16 protein-coding genes are annotated in these 15,305 nt (G+C 72.5%); 14 read left to right on the plus strand and 2 right to left on the minus strand.

Annotation, left to right across the window (positions count from 1 at the left end):
- Positions 1-120: 120 nt before the first annotated feature.
- Genes AMIS_RS03375 through AMIS_RS03430 form a run of 12 tightly spaced genes read left to right on the plus strand, consistent with a single transcriptional unit; the run spans position 121 to position 11,295 of the window.
- Complete coding sequence (locus tag AMIS_RS03375; RefSeq protein ID WP_014440781.1) at positions 121-495, plus strand: holo-ACP synthase; 375 nt, start codon at positions 121-123, stop codon at positions 493-495.
- A gap of 12 nt (positions 496-507) precedes the next feature.
- Complete coding sequence (locus AMIS_RS03380) at positions 508-1,959, plus strand: NAD(P)H-hydrate dehydratase (protein ID WP_014440782.1); 1,452 nt, start codon at positions 508-510, stop codon at positions 1,957-1,959.
- 48 nt (positions 1,960-2,007) lie between these two features.
- Positions 2,008-3,129: an alanine racemase gene (gene alr, locus AMIS_RS03385; RefSeq protein ID WP_014440783.1), complete on the plus strand. Its 1,122-nt coding sequence runs from the start codon at positions 2,008-2,010 to the stop codon at positions 3,127-3,129.
- Positions 3,126-4,187: an alpha/beta fold hydrolase gene (locus AMIS_RS03390; protein ID WP_014440784.1), complete on the plus strand. Its 1,062-nt coding sequence runs from the start codon at positions 3,126-3,128 to the stop codon at positions 4,185-4,187. Before alr ends, AMIS_RS03390 begins: the two co-directional genes overlap by 4 nt.
- Positions 4,184-4,633 (plus strand): tRNA (adenosine(37)-N6)-threonylcarbamoyltransferase complex ATPase subunit type 1 TsaE, encoded by a 450-nt coding sequence (gene tsaE, locus AMIS_RS03395; RefSeq protein ID WP_014440785.1) that lies wholly within the window; start codon positions 4,184-4,186, stop codon positions 4,631-4,633. The genes AMIS_RS03390 and tsaE overlap by 4 nt, the downstream gene beginning before the upstream one ends.
- Positions 4,630-5,313, plus strand: coding sequence for a uracil-DNA glycosylase (gene ung / locus AMIS_RS03400; RefSeq protein WP_014440786.1), 684 nt, complete (start codon positions 4,630-4,632; stop codon positions 5,311-5,313). The genes tsaE and ung overlap by 4 nt, the downstream gene beginning before the upstream one ends.
- A 55-nt stretch (positions 5,314-5,368) precedes the next feature.
- On the plus strand, positions 5,369-6,028 hold the full coding sequence (gene tsaB / locus AMIS_RS03405; protein WP_014440787.1) for a tRNA (adenosine(37)-N6)-threonylcarbamoyltransferase complex dimerization subunit type 1 TsaB: 660 nt from the start codon (positions 5,369-5,371) through the stop codon (positions 6,026-6,028).
- Positions 6,028-6,465 (plus strand): ribosomal protein S18-alanine N-acetyltransferase, encoded by a 438-nt coding sequence (gene rimI / locus AMIS_RS03410; RefSeq protein ID WP_014440788.1) that lies wholly within the window; start codon positions 6,028-6,030, stop codon positions 6,463-6,465. Before tsaB ends, rimI begins: the two co-directional genes overlap by 1 nt.
- Positions 6,458-7,510, plus strand: a complete 1,053-nt coding sequence (gene tsaD, locus AMIS_RS03415; protein WP_014440789.1) for a tRNA (adenosine(37)-N6)-threonylcarbamoyltransferase complex transferase subunit TsaD — start codon at positions 6,458-6,460, stop codon at positions 7,508-7,510. Before rimI ends, tsaD begins: the two co-directional genes overlap by 8 nt.
- A gap of 9 nt (positions 7,511-7,519) precedes the next feature.
- A complete protein-coding gene (locus AMIS_RS03420; protein WP_014440790.1) occupies positions 7,520-7,774 on the plus strand; it encodes a hypothetical protein in 255 nt (84 codons plus the stop codon).
- A 42-nt stretch (positions 7,775-7,816) separates the two neighbouring features.
- Entirely contained in the window at positions 7,817-9,502 is a 1,686-nt protein-coding gene (locus AMIS_RS03425) for an ABC transporter ATP-binding protein (RefSeq protein ID WP_014440791.1), read from the plus strand.
- A complete protein-coding gene (locus tag AMIS_RS03430; RefSeq protein WP_014440792.1) occupies positions 9,499-11,295 on the plus strand; it encodes an ABC transporter ATP-binding protein in 1,797 nt (598 codons plus the stop codon). The genes AMIS_RS03425 and AMIS_RS03430 overlap by 4 nt, the downstream gene beginning before the upstream one ends.
- 5 nt (positions 11,296-11,300) lie before the next feature.
- Here the strand turns inward: AMIS_RS03430 and groL are convergent, their stop codons facing one another.
- Both groL and groES read right to left on the minus strand, forming a co-directional pair.
- A complete protein-coding gene (groL, locus tag AMIS_RS03435; RefSeq protein WP_014440793.1) occupies positions 11,301-12,953 on the minus strand; it encodes a chaperonin GroEL in 1,653 nt (550 codons plus the stop codon).
- A gap of 72 nt (positions 12,954-13,025) precedes the next feature.
- Positions 13,026-13,340, minus strand: a complete 315-nt coding sequence (groES, locus tag AMIS_RS03440; RefSeq protein ID WP_014440794.1) for a co-chaperone GroES — start codon at positions 13,338-13,340, stop codon at positions 13,026-13,028.
- Between the two features lie 215 nt (positions 13,341-13,555).
- Here groES and AMIS_RS03445 point away from each other — a divergent pair, with 215 nt between their 5' ends.
- Positions 13,556-14,743, plus strand: a complete 1,188-nt coding sequence (locus AMIS_RS03445) for a class I SAM-dependent methyltransferase (RefSeq protein WP_014440795.1) — start codon at positions 13,556-13,558, stop codon at positions 14,741-14,743.
- A gap of 18 nt (positions 14,744-14,761) precedes the next feature.
- Positions 14,762-15,244 carry a Cys-tRNA(Pro) deacylase gene (gene ybaK / locus AMIS_RS03450; protein WP_014440796.1) on the plus strand — a complete coding sequence of 161 codons (483 nt, stop codon included), beginning with the start codon at positions 14,762-14,764 and terminating at the stop codon, positions 15,242-15,244.
- Positions 15,245-15,305: the final 61 nt, after the last annotated feature.

Below are 15,305 nucleotides of genomic sequence, written 5' to 3' on the forward strand. Positions count from 1 at the left end.
CTGCTACTGCGCGCTCGTGAGAGGGGGTGCGCGCACACGTCCACCCGTCCGGTGGGCGGCGGGCGCGCCCCGGTTCGCGTACGCGGGGAAGGTGCTCCGGGCACCGATAGGGTGGCCCCTGTGATCGTGTCTGTGGGCATCGACGTCGTCCTGGTGGAGCGTTTCGCCCGTGCTCTGGAGCGGACGCCGCTGCTCGGGGATCGTCTGTTCACCGAGCCGGAACGGCTCACCGGGTCCGGCAATCCGCGCTCGGCCGAGTCTCTCGCCGCCCGGTTCGCGGCCAAGGAGGCCGTCGCGAAAGCGCTCGGGGCGCCGGCCGGTCTGCGCTGGCACGACTGCGAGATCGTCACCGACCCGGACGGGCGGCCGTGGTTGACCGTTTCGGGTACGGTCGCCGCCGCAGCGACCGAGCGTGGCATCCATCGATGGCATCTCTCGCTGTCACACGACGGCGGCATCGCGTCCGCGATGGTGGTCGCCGAGTCCGGCGAGTGAGGGGATGACAGGGTGCGGCAGGCATGGCGGGCGGCGGATGTCCGGGCAGCCGAGAAATCGCTGATGGCGGCGTTGCCCGAGGGCACGCTGATGCAGCGGGCGGCGGCCGGTCTGGCCCGGCGCTGCGCGCTGCTGCTGGAGGAGGCCGGCGGGGTCTACGGCGCTCGGGTGCTGCTGCTCGTCGGCAGCGGCGACAACGGTGGTGACGCGCTCTACGCCGGCGCCGCGCTGGCCCGCCGGGGCGCGCAGGTCCGGGCGCTGCTGCTCACCCCGGAGCGGGTGCATCTGGCCGGTCTGGCGGCGCTGCGGGCGGCGGGCGGCTTCACCACTGTCGAGTTGCCGGCCCGCGTCGACCTGGTGATGGACGGGATCGTCGGCATCGGGGGCACCGGCGGGCTGCGACCGCCGGCGGCTGCCGCCGTGCGCCGGCTGGGTGAGCTTCGCGGGCGTACGGGTCATCGCCCGCTCGTGGTGGCCGTGGACACGCCGAGCGGGGTGGTGGTCGACACCGGCGACGTCCCCGGTGAGTGCGTCGACGCCGACGTCACCGTCACGTTCGGATGCCTGAAGCCGGCCCACGTGATCGGCCCGGCGGCGATCCGCTGCGGACAGGTCGAGCTGGTCGACATCGGCCTCGGTCCGTCACTGGTGACCGGCCCGGCGGTCCGGGTGGCCGAGTCGTCCGACATCGCCGCGTGGTGGCCGGTGCCCGGCCCGGTCTCGGACAAGTACACCCGCGGGGTGGTCGGCCTGGCGACCGGCTCGGCCGGCTATCCGGGCGCGGCCCTGCTGTCGACCTCCGGCGCGCTCGCCGGTCCGGCCGGGATGGTCCGGTACGCGGGGAGCGCCCACGCCGAGGTGGTGCGTGCCCACCCGTCGGTGGTGGTGGCGCCCCGGGTCGCCGACGCCGGCCGGGTGCAGGCCTGGGTGTGCGGCTCGGGTCTCGGCACCGGCGACGCGGCCCGGACCGAGCTGCGCAGCGTCCTCGCCACCTCGCTGCCGGTCCTGCTCGACGCGGACGCGATCACGCTGCTGGTCGGCGGCGAGTTCTCCGAGCACCTGCGCCGGGACGCCCCGGTGGTGCTGACCCCGCACGACGGCGAGTTCAAGCGGCTGGCCGGCGAGGCGCCCGGCGCGGACCGGGCCGCGGCCGCCGCCCGGCTGGCCGCCTGGACGAACGCGGTGGTGCTGCTCAAGGGCGACCGGACCGTGGTGGCCACTCCGGCGGGTGAGATCTGGGCCAATCCGACGGGCAGCCCGGCGCTCGCCACGGCGGGCAGCGGTGACGTGCTGGCCGGGCTGCTCGGCTCGCTGCTGGCGGCGGGTCTGCCGCCGGTCCGCGCCGCGGTGGCCGCCGCCTATGTGCACGGCCTGGCCGGCCGGCGCGCGGCGGCGGACGGTCCGGTGACCGCGCCGGACGTGGCGGCCGCCCTGCGCCCGGTCCTGCGTGATCTCCTCAAGTGATCTCCGGGGGTGGCCGGGACTGTCATACCTCTCAGTAGGGTTAGAGGCATGTGGCAGGCCGAAGTCCGCGTCGATCTGGACGCGATCCGGGACAACGTCGTGGCGTTGCGGTCCCGCACCTCAGCCGAGGTGCTGGTCGCGGTCAAGGCGGATGGTTATGGGCACGGCATGGTCCCGGCCGGCCGGGCGGCGCTGGCCGGCGGGGCCACCTGGCTCGGTGTCGCCACCCTCGACGAGGCGCTCACCCTGCGCCGGGCCGGCATCGAGGCGCCGGTCCTGGCCTGGCTGCTGAGCCCGGGCCTGCCGCTGCACACCGGTGTCGAGGCGGGCATCGACCTCAGTGCTGCCACGCCGGAGCTGATCGACGAGCTGGTCGCCGCCGCGCGGCAGGCCGGCCGGGTCGCCCGGGTGCACCTCAAGCTCGACACCGGCCTGGCCCGCGGCGGGTCTCCCCGGGCCGAGTGGCCGGCGCTGCTGGAGTCCGCGGCCAAGGCGCAGGCCGGCGGCGATGTCGAGGTGGTCGGCGTGTGGAGTCACTTCGCCTGCGCCGACGAGCCCGGCCACGAGTCGGTCGACCGGCAGCTGGCCGCGTTCCACGAGGGCCTCGAGCTGGCCGAGCGCTTCGGGATCACCCCGAGGTACAGGCACATCGCCAACTCGGCGGCCACCCTGAGCCGCCCCGACGCCCACTTCGACATGGTCCGGGTCGGCATCGCGGCCTATGGTCTGTCCCCGATCGCCGGGGAGACCTTCGGGCTGCGCCCGGCGATGACCGCCCGGGCGCGGGTCACCCTCGCCAAGCGGGTCCCGGCCGGTCAGGGCGTGTCCTACGGCCTGACCTACACCACCTCGCGGGAGACGACGCTCGCCGTCGTGCCGCTGGGTTACGGCGACGGCGTTCCCCGGCACGCGTCAAACGCGGCGCCGATCCGGATCGGCGGCACGGTCGCGCCGATCGCCGGCCGGGTCTGCATGGACCAGGTGGTGGTCGACGTCGGCGACGAGCCGGTGACGGCCGGCGACGTGGCCACCCTGTTCGGGCCCGGCGACGGCGGCGAGCCGACGGCGGACGACTGGGCGGCCGCGACCGGGACGATCAATTACGAGATCGTCACCCGGTTCGGCAGCAGCCGGGTGCCCAAGGTCTATGACGGGGAGGTGCGGCCGTGAAGAAAGCGGCGAGGACCGCGGGCATATTCGGCGCCGTGGTCGGTGTCGCGGCCGCCGGGCTGGCCACCGCGTTCGCCGTGGAGCGGGTGCTCGTGCGGCGCTCGGTCAACGCGCCCGGCGACCCCTATGTCGAGGAGCCCTTCGGTGATCAGCCGTTCGACTCCGAGCTCACGGTCACCGCCGCCGACGGCACCGATCTGCATGTCGAGATCGTCGAGCCGGCCGAGCCGACCGACCGGCCCACCATCGTGTTCGTGCACGGGTTCGCGCTGGACATGGGCACGTTCTACTTCCAGCGCAAGGAGCTCGCCGAGCGCGGGGAGTACCGGATGGTCTTCTACGACCAGCCCGGTCACGGCCGCTCGGGCAAGCTGCAGTCGGGCACCTACGACATCGCGGCGCTGGGCCGTTCGCTCGCCGCGGTGCTGGAGGCCACCGTCCCGGACGGGCACATCATCCTGGTCGGGCACTCGATGGGCGGCATGACCATCATGGCGTTCGCCGAGCAATATCCGGAGTGGTTCGGCAACCGGGTCACCGGTGTGGTCCTGATGTCCACCTCGGCCGGCCTGATCGACAAGGCCCAGCTCGGCGTCACGAACGTGGTGGCCCGGGTCAGCGCGCCGTTCTTCCCTCTTTGGGACAAGGCGGCCCATCTCGGCGGCGGCACCATCGACCGGGCCCGGGTCGCTTCCTCCGACCTGGCCTGGCTGCTCACCCGGAGGTACGGGTTCGGCGAGGCGAAACCCAGCCCGTCGCTCGTCACGTTCGTGGAGAGCATGAACTCCCGGACGTCGGTGGAGACGCTGACGAAATACCTGAGCACGCTCTACTCGCACAACCGGTTCCCGGCGCTGTCGGCGCTGCGCGGCGTGCCGGTGCTGGTGGTCGTCGGCACCCGCGACTATCTGACCCCGGTCACCCACTCCGAGGAGATCCTCAAGCACCTGCCCGAGGCCGAGCTGCTGAAAATCGAGAACAGCGGTCACGTGGTGATGCTGGAGAAAGCCGATCAGGTCAACGCCGCGCTGATCCCGTTCCTGGAGAAAATCACGTGAAGCTCGCGACAGTCGAGGACACGCAGGCCTTCGGCAGGCGTCTGGCCGTGATTTTGCGGGCCGGCGACCTGCTGCTGCTCACCGGCCCGCTCGGCGCCGGCAAGACCGCGCTGGTGCAGGGCATCGGCGCCGGGCTCGGCGTCCAGGGCCCGATCACCTCGCCGACCTTCGTGATCGCCCGGGTGCATCGCGGTCCGCTGCCGCTGGTGCACGCGGACGCCTACCGGCTGGGCGAGCGCCCCGACCCGCGCGCCGAGATCGACGACCTGGACCTGGACGCCTCGGCCGACGACGCGGTGACGGTCGTCGAGTGGGGCGTGGGCCTGGTGGAGCAACTCAACGACGAATACCTGCAGGTCCGCATCGACCGGCTGGACGACGACACCCGAGTGATCGACCTGGTCCCGCACGGCGGCGACTGGGCGCAGCGACTGGAGAGCCTGTGAACCTGACCGAACTGCTGCCGGCGCAGTGGCGCGCCGAGCTGACGCCCTTCCTGGACGCCGAGGCGACCGCGAGGCTGGGCGAGTTCGTCGCCGCCGAGTATGCGAGCGAGACCGTCTACCCGCCGGTGGAGGACCTGTTCGCGGCGTACCGTCTGTGCCTGCCCGCCGACACCCGGGTGCTGATCCTGGGCCAGGACCCGTACCACGGTCCGGGCCAGGCGCACGGGCTGAGCTTCAGCGTGCGTGAGGGTGTCCGCAAGCCGCCGTCGCTGAACAACGTCTTCAAGGAGCTCGCCGAGGACGTCAACATCCCCAAGCCGGTGAGCGGCGACCTGACCGGCTGGGCTCGTCAGGGTGTGCTGCTGCTCAACGCGGTTCTGACCGTCCGGGCGGGCAAGGCGGGGTCGCACGGCAACAAGGGCTGGGAGGCGTTCACCGACGCGACGATCCGGGCGCTCAACGAGCGTGACGAGCGGATCGTCTTCCTGCTCTGGGGCAGCTACGCGAAGAAGAAGGCGGCGCTGATCACCAACCCGGCGCACGCGGTGCTGGAGGCGGGGCACCCGAGCCCGCTGAACCGGGTGGGCTTCCTCGGCAGCCGGCCGTTCAGCGCGGCCAACAAGGCCCTCGCCGACGGCGGCCGCCAGCTGATCGACTGGGACCCGCGCGCGGCCGGGTGAGCGCGGGCCGGGTAAGCGTCGACGGGGACCGGCGCGGGGCCGGGTAAGGTCAGGTGTGCTCGTTCTCGCTCTGGACACCGCCACACCCGCCTCCACTGCGGCGCTCGTCGAAGTGACAGCCGACGGCCTCTTCGGCGTTGCGGAAAGCCGCACGGTCGACCCCCGCGCGCACGGGGAGAAACTCGCCCCGGAGATCGCCGCGGTGCTGGCCGAGGCGGGTTACCGGCCGCGTGACCTGACGGCGATCGTGGCAGGTCTGGGGCCGGGCCCGTTCACGGGTCTGCGGGTCGGGCTGGCCACCGCGGCGAGCATGGGCCAGGCGCTCGGCATCCCGACATACGGGGTGTGTTCGCTCGACGGGCTGGGCCGGGCTGCCGGTCCGGGCCGGGTGCTCGTGGCGACGGACGCGCGGCGGCGCGAGGTGTACTTCGCGACGTATCAGGACGGGGAGCGGCTCACCGGCCCCGAGGTCGCGAAACCCGCTGACGTGGACGTGAACGGGGCGACGCGGGCTGCCGGCGAGGGCGCTCTGAAATATGGGGACGTCTTCGGCGTACCGGTGGAGGAACATCTCCTCTATCCGCCCGGAGCCGCCCTCGTGGCGCTCGCCGCGGAAAAGATCCGCGGCGAAGCCCGAACCGAGGCGCTGACCCCCCTCTATCTGCGGCGGCCCGACGCGGTCGAGCCGAGCGCGCGCAAGCCGGTGCTGACCTGATGCGCGTCGACCGGTTCCGCTGGTGGCACATCGGGCAGGTGATGCCGCTCGAGGAGGACCTTTTCGGCGCCGAGAAATGGTCCGCCGCGATGTTCTGGAACGAGCTGGCCCAGGGGCACTACTACCTGGTCGCGGAGGAGGACGGCGTGGTGTTCGGCTACGCCGGTCTCTCCGTCGTGGACAGTGCGGAGTCCTGGGTGCAGAACATCGCGGTGCGCCGGGACGCGCAGCGACGCGGTGTCGGGCGGCAGTTGCTCGAGGCGCTGCTCGCCGAGGCGGCCCGGCGCGGTGTCCGCAAGACCCTGCTCGAGGTGGCCGTCGACAACGCCCCCGCGCAGGCCCTGTACGCGAGTTACGACTTCGAGCCGGTCGGGATCCGGCGCGGCTACTACCAACCCAGCAACACGGACGCCCTGGTGATGATGCGCGATGCGTGACGAACCCCTGGTCCTCGGGATCGAGACCTCCTGCGACGAGACCGGTGTCGGCATCGTGCGCGGGCACACCCTGCTCGCCGACGCGCTGGCCTCCAGTGTGGACCAGCATGCCCGGTTCGGCGGCGTGGTGCCGGAGGTGGCGAGCCGTGCGCACCTGGAAGCGCTGGTGCCGACCATGCAGCGGGCGCTCGACGAGGCCGGTGTGACGCTGGCCGACGTCGATGCGATCGCGGTGACGAGCGGGCCCGGCCTGGCCGGCGCGCTGCTGGTCGGGGTCGCCGCGGCGAAGGGCTACGCGCTCGCCGCCGAGAAACCGATCTACGGGGTGAATCACCTCGCCGCGCACGTGGCGGTCGACACGCTGGAGCACGGTCCGCTGCCCGAGCCGGCGATCGCCATGCTGGTCTCCGGCGGGCACTCCTCGCTGCTGCTGGTCGACGACCTGACGGCCGGGGTCACCCCGCTCGGCGCGACCATCGACGACGCGGCCGGCGAGGCGTTCGACAAGGTGGCCCGGCTGCTCGGGCTCGGCTTCCCCGGTGGGCCGATCATCGACCGGACGGCCGTCTCCGGCGATCCTCGGAAGATCGCCTTCCCGCGCGGGCTGACCGCGCCGAAGGACCAGGCCGCGCACCGGTTCGACTTCTCCTTCTCGGGGCTCAAGACGGCCGTGGCCCGCTGGGTGGAGAGCCGCGAGCGGGCCGGTGAGCCGGTGCCGATCGCCGACGTGTCGGCCAGTTTCCAGGAGGCGGTCTGTGACGTGCTGACCGCGAAGGCGATCGACGCGTGCCTGACGAACGGCGTGAAGACGCTCGTCGTCGGCGGTGGTGTGGCGGCCAACTCGCGGCTGCGGGCGCTCGCCGAGGAGCGCGCCGCCAGGCACGGGATCGCGGTACGCGTACCCCGGCCCTCGCTCTGCACCGACAACGGCGCGATGGTCGCGGCACTCGGCTCGCACCTCGTCGCGGCCGGCGTCGCTCCCAGCCGTCTCGACCTCCCGGCGGACTCGGCGATGAGTTTGACCGAGGTCAGCGTGGCGGGGTAGGAAGCCTTCATGATCGCGCGGATGTGGGAGGTGCGGGCCTCGCGCAGCGGCTTCGACGAGCTGCTGAGCTGGGTCTGCGACACGGCGGTGCCCGCATTGGAGGTGCTGCCACAACATGTGTCGAGTGACGTCTATTCGTCCACCGATCAGCGCATCGTCGTCATCACCAAATGGCGCAACACTCCGGAGAGCATGCCGACCCCGCCGGACCACCTGGTAGCACGCACTCCGCACGTTTGGGATTTCACGCCGGTCGATCGCTGAGCGGTCGCAGTCCAGGCCACCCGGCTTTACCGTCGGGGCCTGATGCGCATCTTGCCCGAGCCGGATCCCGGCCTGCCTGACTCCCGGTCCGCCGCCCGATATCTGTTCTGGTTGGTCCGGCGGTCCCGCCTGACGGTCGTGCTCGCGGCCGCGCTCGCGATCCTCTGGATGGGCTGCCAGTCGCTGGCGCCCGCGATGGTCGGCCAGGCGGTGGACGCCGCGGTCGACCGTGACGGCCGGGAGCTCGCCGGCTGGACGATGCTGCTGTTCGGCGTCGGCACGATGCAGGCCGTCACCGGCATCATGCGGCACCGGTTCGCGGTGACGAACTGGCTGGGCGCCGCGTTCCGGACCGTGCAGGTGGTGGTGCGCCAGGCGAACCGGCTCGGCGCCACCCTGCCGCGGCGCCTGGACGCCGGCGAGGTGGTGGCGATCGGCACCTCGGACATCAGCCACATCGGCGGCGCCGTCGACATCCTCTCCCGGGGGATCGGCTCGCTGCTCGCGGTCGCCACGATCACCGTGCTGCTGCTGCGGATCTCGGTGCCGCTCGGCATGATCGTGCTGCTCGGCGTGCCGGTCATGATGCTGGTGGTGGGCCTGCTGATCGGGCCGCTGCACCGGCGCCAGCGCGAGTACCGCCGCTTGCAGGGCCGGTTGACCGGCCAGGCCGCCGACCTGGTCTCCGGGCTGCGGGTGCTGCGCGGCGTGGGTGGTGAGCCGATCATGGCGGCGCGCTATCGCGCCGCGTCGCAGGCGCTGCGCGCAGCCGGGGTACGCACGGCGCGCGTCGAAGCCCTGCTCGAGGCGGCACAGGTCCTGCTGCCCGGAGTCTTCCTGGTCCTGCTGACCTGGCTGGGCGCCCGATCCGCGTGGGCCGGGAGGATCACGGTGGGGCAACTCGTCTCGTTCTATGCCTACGCGGCGTTCCTGGTCGCCCCGCTGCGCCAGCTCACCGAGGCGGTCGACAAGATCACCCGGGGGCACGTGTCGAGTCGCCGGGTGGTCGCGATGCTCGCGGTGGAACCGGCGCTGACCGATCCGGACCGCGGTGTTCCGCTGCCCGCCGGTGAACTCGTCGACATCGAGTCGGGAGTGCGTGTGCCGCCCGGCCGGATGACCGCGATCGTCGCCGCCCTCCCGTCCGACGCCGCCCGGATCGCCGACCGTCTCGGCCGGTACGCGGACGGCGCCACGCTCGGGGGTGTGGCCCTCGCCGCGGCGTCGCTGTCCCAGGTCCGCGAGAGGATCCTGGTGGCCGAGAACGACGCGCGGCTGTTCGCCGGGCCACTGGAGTCCGATCTGGACCCGTACCGCACCGGCGCTCTGCCGGAGGCCCTCGAGGTGGCGTCGGCGTCCGGGATCGTCGCGGCGCTCCCGGATGGCGCGGCCACCGTCGTCGCGGAACGCGGCAGGTCGTTCTCCGGCGGGCAGCAGCAGCGGTTGCGCCTGGCCCGGGCGCTGATCGCCGACCCGGACACCCTGATCCTGGTCGAGCCGACGAACGCCGTCGACGCGCACACCGAGGCGCGGATCGCCGACCGTCTGCGGGCCGCCCGGTCCGGGCGGACCACGGTGATCTGCACGTCCAGCCCGCTGATGCTGAGCCGCGCCGACCAGGTCTGTTACGTCGAGAGCGGACGTCTGGTGGCTGCCGGGCCGCACGACGTCCTGCTGCGCACCACACGCGCGTACGCCCGGATGGTGTTGCGCGAGGACCAGTCGTGAGCCGCCCGCTGCCGGTGGCGAGCAGCTCCCAGGTCCGCAGGTACGCCCGTGAGGTGTTCCGGCACTACCCCGGGATGTTCCGCGCCGCGGTCGGCCTGAACGTGGCAGCGGCGCTGGCCGCCCTGGCCGGACCGCGGCTGCTCGGCGACCTGGTCGAGGGGATCGAGAAGCACGAGCCGATGTCCGACCTGAACCGGATGGTGCTCACGCTGGCCGGGTTCGTGCTGCTGCAGGCGATCCTGACCCGGTTCGCGCATCTGGCCTCGGCCCGGCTGGGTGAGCGGGTGCTGGCCCGGCTCCGCGAGGAGTTCATCAGCCGGGTGATCACGCTGCCGTTGTCCACCGTGGAGTCGGCCGGCAGCGGGGACCTGCTGACCCGGGCCACCCGGGACGTCGACGCGCTCTCCAAGTGCGTCCGGTTCGCCGTGCCGGAGACGATGATCGCGCTGATCACGCTGGTCCTCGTCGTCGTGGCGCTGGTGCTGGTCAGCCCGCTCTTCGCGATGCCGCTGCTGATCGGGGCACCGATCCTGGTGGCCGGCACCCGGTGGTATCTGCGGCGGGCGCCGGCCGGATATCTGGAGCAGAACGCCGCGTACTCGGACGTGACCGAGGGACTCACCGAGACCGTCGAGGGCGCGCGGACCGTCGAGGCGCTCCGGCGGGGACGGCAGCGGGTGGAACGTACCGACGCCGACCTCTCCCGGGCCTGGCGCGCCGAGCGGCACACGCTCTTCCTGCGGACCGTCTGGTGGCCGATCATCGAGACCAGTTACGTGCTGCCGCTCGTGGTCACGCTGCTCACCGGCGGCTGGCTCTACCTGCGTGACGTGGTGACACTGGGGCAGCTCACCGCGGCGGTGATCTACGTGCAGCAGCTGGTCGACCCGCTCGACCGGCTCTCCGCCTGGCTCGACGAGCTGGAGGTCGGCGCCGCGTCACTCGCCCGACTGCTCGGCGTGACCGCGCAGGCGGCGCCGGCGGTCACCGGGCCGGAGCCGTCCGGGAGCCGGATCGAGCTGCGCGGGGTGCGGTTCGCCTACCGGTCCGACCGTGAGGTGCTGCACGGTATCGACCTCAGCCTGGAGCCCGGTGAGCGGCTCGCGGTGGTGGGCGTCTCCGGCGCCGGCAAGTCGACCCTGGGCCGGCTGCTGGCCGGCGTGCACCACCCGACCGCCGGCAGTGTCACGGTGGGTGACGTGTCGCTGGCGGCGCTGCCGCCGGAACGGCTGCGCGCCGAGGTCGCGCTGGTGACCCAGGAACACCACATCTTCATCGGCACGCTGCGGGAGAACGTCGCGCTGGTGCGCCCCGGCGTCCCGGAGGGCGAGGTACGGGCGGCGCTCGCCGCCGTGCACGCCCTGGAGTGGGTCGACGCCCTGCCGGACGGCATGGCGACGGTGGTCGGCGCCGGCGGGTTGCCGCTGTCTCCGGCGCAGGCCCAGCAGGTCGCGCTCGCCCGGCTGATCCTGGCCGACCCGCACACGCTGGTGCTCGACGAGGCGACCGCGCTGCTCGACCCGCGGGCGGCCCGCGATCTGGAGCGGAGCCTCGCGGCCGTGGTGCGCGGGCGGACCGTGGTGGCGATCGCGCACCGGCTCTTCTCGGCGCACGACGCGGACCGGGTCGCGGTCGTGGAGGACGGGATGATCACCGAACTGGGGTCGCACGACGAGCTGCTGGCGGCGGACGGGGCGTACGCGGCGCTGTGGCGCTCCTGGCAGGGCCACCCGGAGAAGACCCCGGAAACGCAGGAAGGGCGCGCCGGTGGCGCGCCCTTCCCGGTGTACTGATCGGGTCAGAAGCCCGGGCCGTGCTGGTGGCCGTGGCCACCGTGGCTGTGCCCGTGACCGCCACCCGCGGCGGCCGGGGCCGCCTCGGCCGGCTTCTCCACCACGAGGCTCTCCGTGGTGAGCAGCAGAGCGGCGATCGAGACGGCGTTGGAGACCGCGTTGCGGGTCACCTTCACCGGGTCGATGATGCCGGCCGCGGCCAGGTCGACGTACTCGTCGGTGGCCGCGTTGAGGCCGTGGCCCCAGCCCAGCTCGCCGACCTTGCCGACCACGACGTAACCGTCGTGCCCGGCGTTCTGCGCGATCCAGCGCAGCGGCTCGACCAGGGCCTTGCGCACGATGGAGACGCCGATGGCCTCCTCGCCGGTGAGGCCGAGGTTGTCCTCGAGCTCCTTGGAGACCTGCGCGAGAGCGGCGCCGCCACCGGGGACGGTGCCTTCCTCGACTGCCGCCTTGGTCGCCGCGATGGCGTCCTCGATGCGGTGCTTGCGCTCCTTCATCTCGACCTCGGTGGCCGCGCCGACCTTGATCACCGCGATGCCGCCGCCGAGCTTCGCGAGACGCTCCTGGAGCTTCTCCCGGTCCCAGTCGGAGTCGGAGGCCTCGATCTCCTTGCGGATCTGGGCGACCCGGTCGGTGACGTCGGCCTTGTTGCCGCCGCCGTCGACGATCGTGGTGTTCTCCTTGTCGACGACGATCCGCCGGGCGCTGCCCAGCGACTCGATGCCGACCTGGTCGAGCTTGTAGCCGAGCTCGGGGGCGATCAGCTCGCCGCCGGTCGCGATCGCGAGGTCCTGCAGGATCGCCTTGCGGCGGTCACCGAAGCCCGGAGCCTTCACCGCGGCGACCTTGATGGTCTTGCGGAGCGCGTTCACCACGAGCGTGGAGAGCGCCTGGCCCTCGACGTCCTCGGCGACGATCAGCAGCGGCTTGCCGGCCTGCAGCACCTTCTCCAGCAGCGGGAGCAGCTCCTCGATGCTGGAGATCTTCTGCGTGGTCAGCAGGATGAACGCGTCCTCGAGGACGACCTCCTGCGACTCGGCGTCGGTCACGAAGTTCGGCGAGATGAAGCCCTTGTCGAACTGCAGACCCTCGGTGACCTCGAGCTCGGTCAGCATCGCCGAGCCCTCCTCGACGGTGATGACACCGTCGCGGCCGACCCGGTCCATCGCCTCGGCGATCAGCTCGCCGATGGTGGCGTCCTGGGCCGAGATGGTGGCCACGTTCGCGATCGCCTTGTGGTCGGCGACCTCGACGGCCTTCGCCAGCAGCGCCTTGGACACGACCTCGCTGGCCTTGTCCATGCCCCGCTTGAGGCCGATCGGGTTGGCGCCCGCGGTCACGTTGCGCAGGCCCTCACGGACCAGCGCCTGCGCGAGCACGGTCGCGGTGGTGGTCCCGTCGCCGGCGACGTCGTTGGTCTTGGTCGCCACCTCCTTGACGAGCTGCGCGCCAAGGTTTTCGTACGGGTCGGTGAGCTCGATCTCCTTGGCGATGGTCACACCATCGTTGGTGATCGTGGGAGCGCCGAACTTCTTGTCCAGGACGACGTTGCGACCGCGCGGCCCGAGGGTGACCTTGACCGTGTCGGCGAGCGTGTTGACCCCGTGCTCCAGCAGGTGCCGGGCGTCGTCAGAGAAGCTGAGAATCTTCGCCATCTATGGTCCCTTCACGCACCAGCGCCCTGCCCCGAGTCATCGGAACAGGGCGCCAGCGCAATCAGTCAGGTCTTACTTCTCGATGACCGCGAGGACGTCGCGGGCGGAGAGCACCAGGTACTCCTCGCCGGCGTACTTGACCTCGGTGCCGCCGTACTTCGAGTAGAGGACCACGTCGCCGACCTTGACGTCGAGCGGGACGCGGTTGCCCTTGTCGTCGATCCGGCCGGGGCCGACAGCGAGGACGGTGCCCTCCTGCGGCTTCTCCTTGGCGGTGTCGGGGATCACGATGCCGGAAGCGGTCGTGGTCTCAGCCTCGTTCGCCTGGACCACGATGCGGTCCTCGAGCGGCTTGATCGCAACCTTGGTCGCGGTAGTCACGGGCATACCCTCCTGGGTACAGGTTTCGCCGGCCATGTGCCAGGCCGGTCTGATGCCTCATGCCACCGGGCGGGGCCGTCGTCGCGGGTGCCGGTCCGCCTGGCGCCTAACCGCACGGACGGGCCGGGCGGCTGGCACCCTCATGGTGAGAGTGCTAACCGGAGACTATTCCGGAACTAGCACTCCGTCAACCAGAGTGCCAGCCTGTCACGCCGGGGAGAATGCCTGTCGTGACCCCTGAGTTGCTGTCTCGTCTGCTGACCCCCGCCGGAGCCGAAGCCCTGGCCGTGGCGGCCGAGCTCGGTGACGCCGAGCCACTCGCCGCCGCCTCGGCCGTGCGCGCCCGGGGCATCGGCGCGGAACTCGCCGCGGCCGCCTTGACCCAGGCTAGTTTGCGCGGCCGCGCGGCGATGAAATTCGGGCCGGACGCCACCCGGATGTTCTTCACCCGTCCGGGGCTGGAGCAGGCCACCCGGGCCGAGGTGGCCGCCCGGCGTGCCGCTCGTCTCGCCGCGGCGGGCGCTCGCTCGATGGCGGATCTCGGCTGCGGCCTCGGCACCGACGCGATCGCGGCGGCCCGGCAGGGCATCCGGGTGCACGCGGTCGACGCCGACCCGCTGACCGCAGCGGTCGCCGCCGCCAACGCCGAGGCGCTCGGCCTCGCCGGCCTGATCACGGTCGAGTGCGCGGACGCGACGACGGTCGAGGTGGAGAGATACGACGCGGTCTTCGCCGACCCGGCGCGGCGGCAGGCCGGGCGCGGCCGGGTGTTCGACCCGAAGTCCTATTCGCCGCCGTGGGACTTCGTGGCCGCGCTGCCGGACCGGGTGCCGCTGACCGCACTGAAGCTGGCGCCCGGCATCGATCACGCGCTGCTGCCGCCGGGCGCCGAGGGGGAGTGGGTCAGCGTCGGCGGCGATCTGGTCGAGGCGGCGTTCTGGTGCGGGCCGCTGGCGCGCGAGCCCCGGCGGGCGACGCTGATCAAGCCGGGCGGCGTCAGTGAGCTGACCGGCTCGGGAGTGGCGGCCGCGCCGGTGGGGCCGGTCGGCGCGTACCTCTACGACCCGGACCCGGCGGTGGTCCGCTCGCACCTGGTGGCCGAGTTCGCCGCGACGGTGGACGGCCGGCTGGGCGACCCGGAGATCGCCTACGTCTACACCGACGACCCGGTGGACACGCCGTTCGCCCGGCGGCTCGGTGTGACGGACGTGCTGCCGTTCTCGTTGAAGAAGCTGCGGACGCTGCTGCGCGAGCGGGGGATCGGCCGCCTGGAGATCCGCAAGCGCGGCTCGGCGCTCGTGCCCGACCAGCTGCGCAAGGACCTGCGGCTCGCCGGCCCGAACGGCGCCGGCCTGGTGCTGACCCGGATCGACGGCGCGCCGGTGGTGCTGATCACTACCACCGCGTGAACGAGTAGCCTGCCCGGCATGGCGAAGAAAGCGGCCGGCACGCCGGCCACCGTCTTGCTGGCCGCCGAGCGGGTCGCGCACACCCTCCATCCGTACGAGGTGTCGCCGGACGCCCCCAACTACGGCGCCCTGGTCGCCGAGTTCCTGGGTGTCGAGCCGGCCCGGGTCTTCAAGACGCTGATCGCCGAGGTCGACGGGAAGCTGGTGGTCGGCGTCGTGCCGGTGACCGGTGATCTTGACCTGAAAGCGCTCGGGCAGGCCGCCGGGGGCAAGCGCGCGGTCCTCGCCGACCGGGCCGCCGCCGAGCGCAGCAGCGGTTACGTCCGTGGCGGCATCAGCCCGCTCGGGCAGCGCCGCCGACTCCTCACCGTGATCGACGACACGGCGCCGGGCCTCGAACTGATGTACGTCTCGGCGGGCCGACGCGGCCTCCAGGTCTCCCTCGCGCCGGCCGATCTCATCCGCCTGACCAGCGCCACGGTGGCCCCCATCCGGGGCTGAGGCGAGCGCATCCTAGCCGTACCGGGAAAACGTCGGTTTCCCCGGTATCTGTAAACGCATC

It is taken from the genome of Actinoplanes missouriensis 431 (assembly GCF_000284295.1).
GTDB lineage: Bacteria > Actinomycetota > Actinomycetes > Mycobacteriales > Micromonosporaceae > Actinoplanes > Actinoplanes missouriensis.

Coding starts and splice junctions, on each gene's coding strand:
- alr (WP_014440783.1), top strand. CDS start 2,008: ATGTGGCAGGCCGAAGTCCGCGTCGATCTGGACGCGATCCGGGACAAC.
- rimI (WP_014440788.1), top strand. CDS start 6,028: ATGCGCGTCGACCGGTTCCGCTGGTGGCACATCGGGCAGGTGATGCCG.
- tsaD (WP_014440789.1), top strand. CDS start 6,458: ATGCGTGACGAACCCCTGGTCCTCGGGATCGAGACCTCCTGCGACGAG.
- AMIS_RS03420 (WP_014440790.1), top strand. CDS start 7,520: ATGATCGCGCGGATGTGGGAGGTGCGGGCCTCGCGCAGCGGCTTCGAC.
- AMIS_RS03425 (WP_014440791.1), top strand. CDS start 7,817: ATGCGCATCTTGCCCGAGCCGGATCCCGGCCTGCCTGACTCCCGGTCC.
- groL (WP_014440793.1), bottom strand. CDS start 12,953: ATGGCGAAGATTCTCAGCTTCTCTGACGACGCCCGGCACCTGCTGGAG.
- groES (WP_014440794.1), bottom strand. CDS start 13,340: ATGCCCGTGACTACCGCGACCAAGGTTGCGATCAAGCCGCTCGAGGAC.
- AMIS_RS03445 (WP_014440795.1), top strand. CDS start 13,556: ATGCCTGTCGTGACCCCTGAGTTGCTGTCTCGTCTGCTGACCCCCGCC.
- ybaK (WP_014440796.1), top strand. CDS start 14,762: ATGGCGAAGAAAGCGGCCGGCACGCCGGCCACCGTCTTGCTGGCCGCC.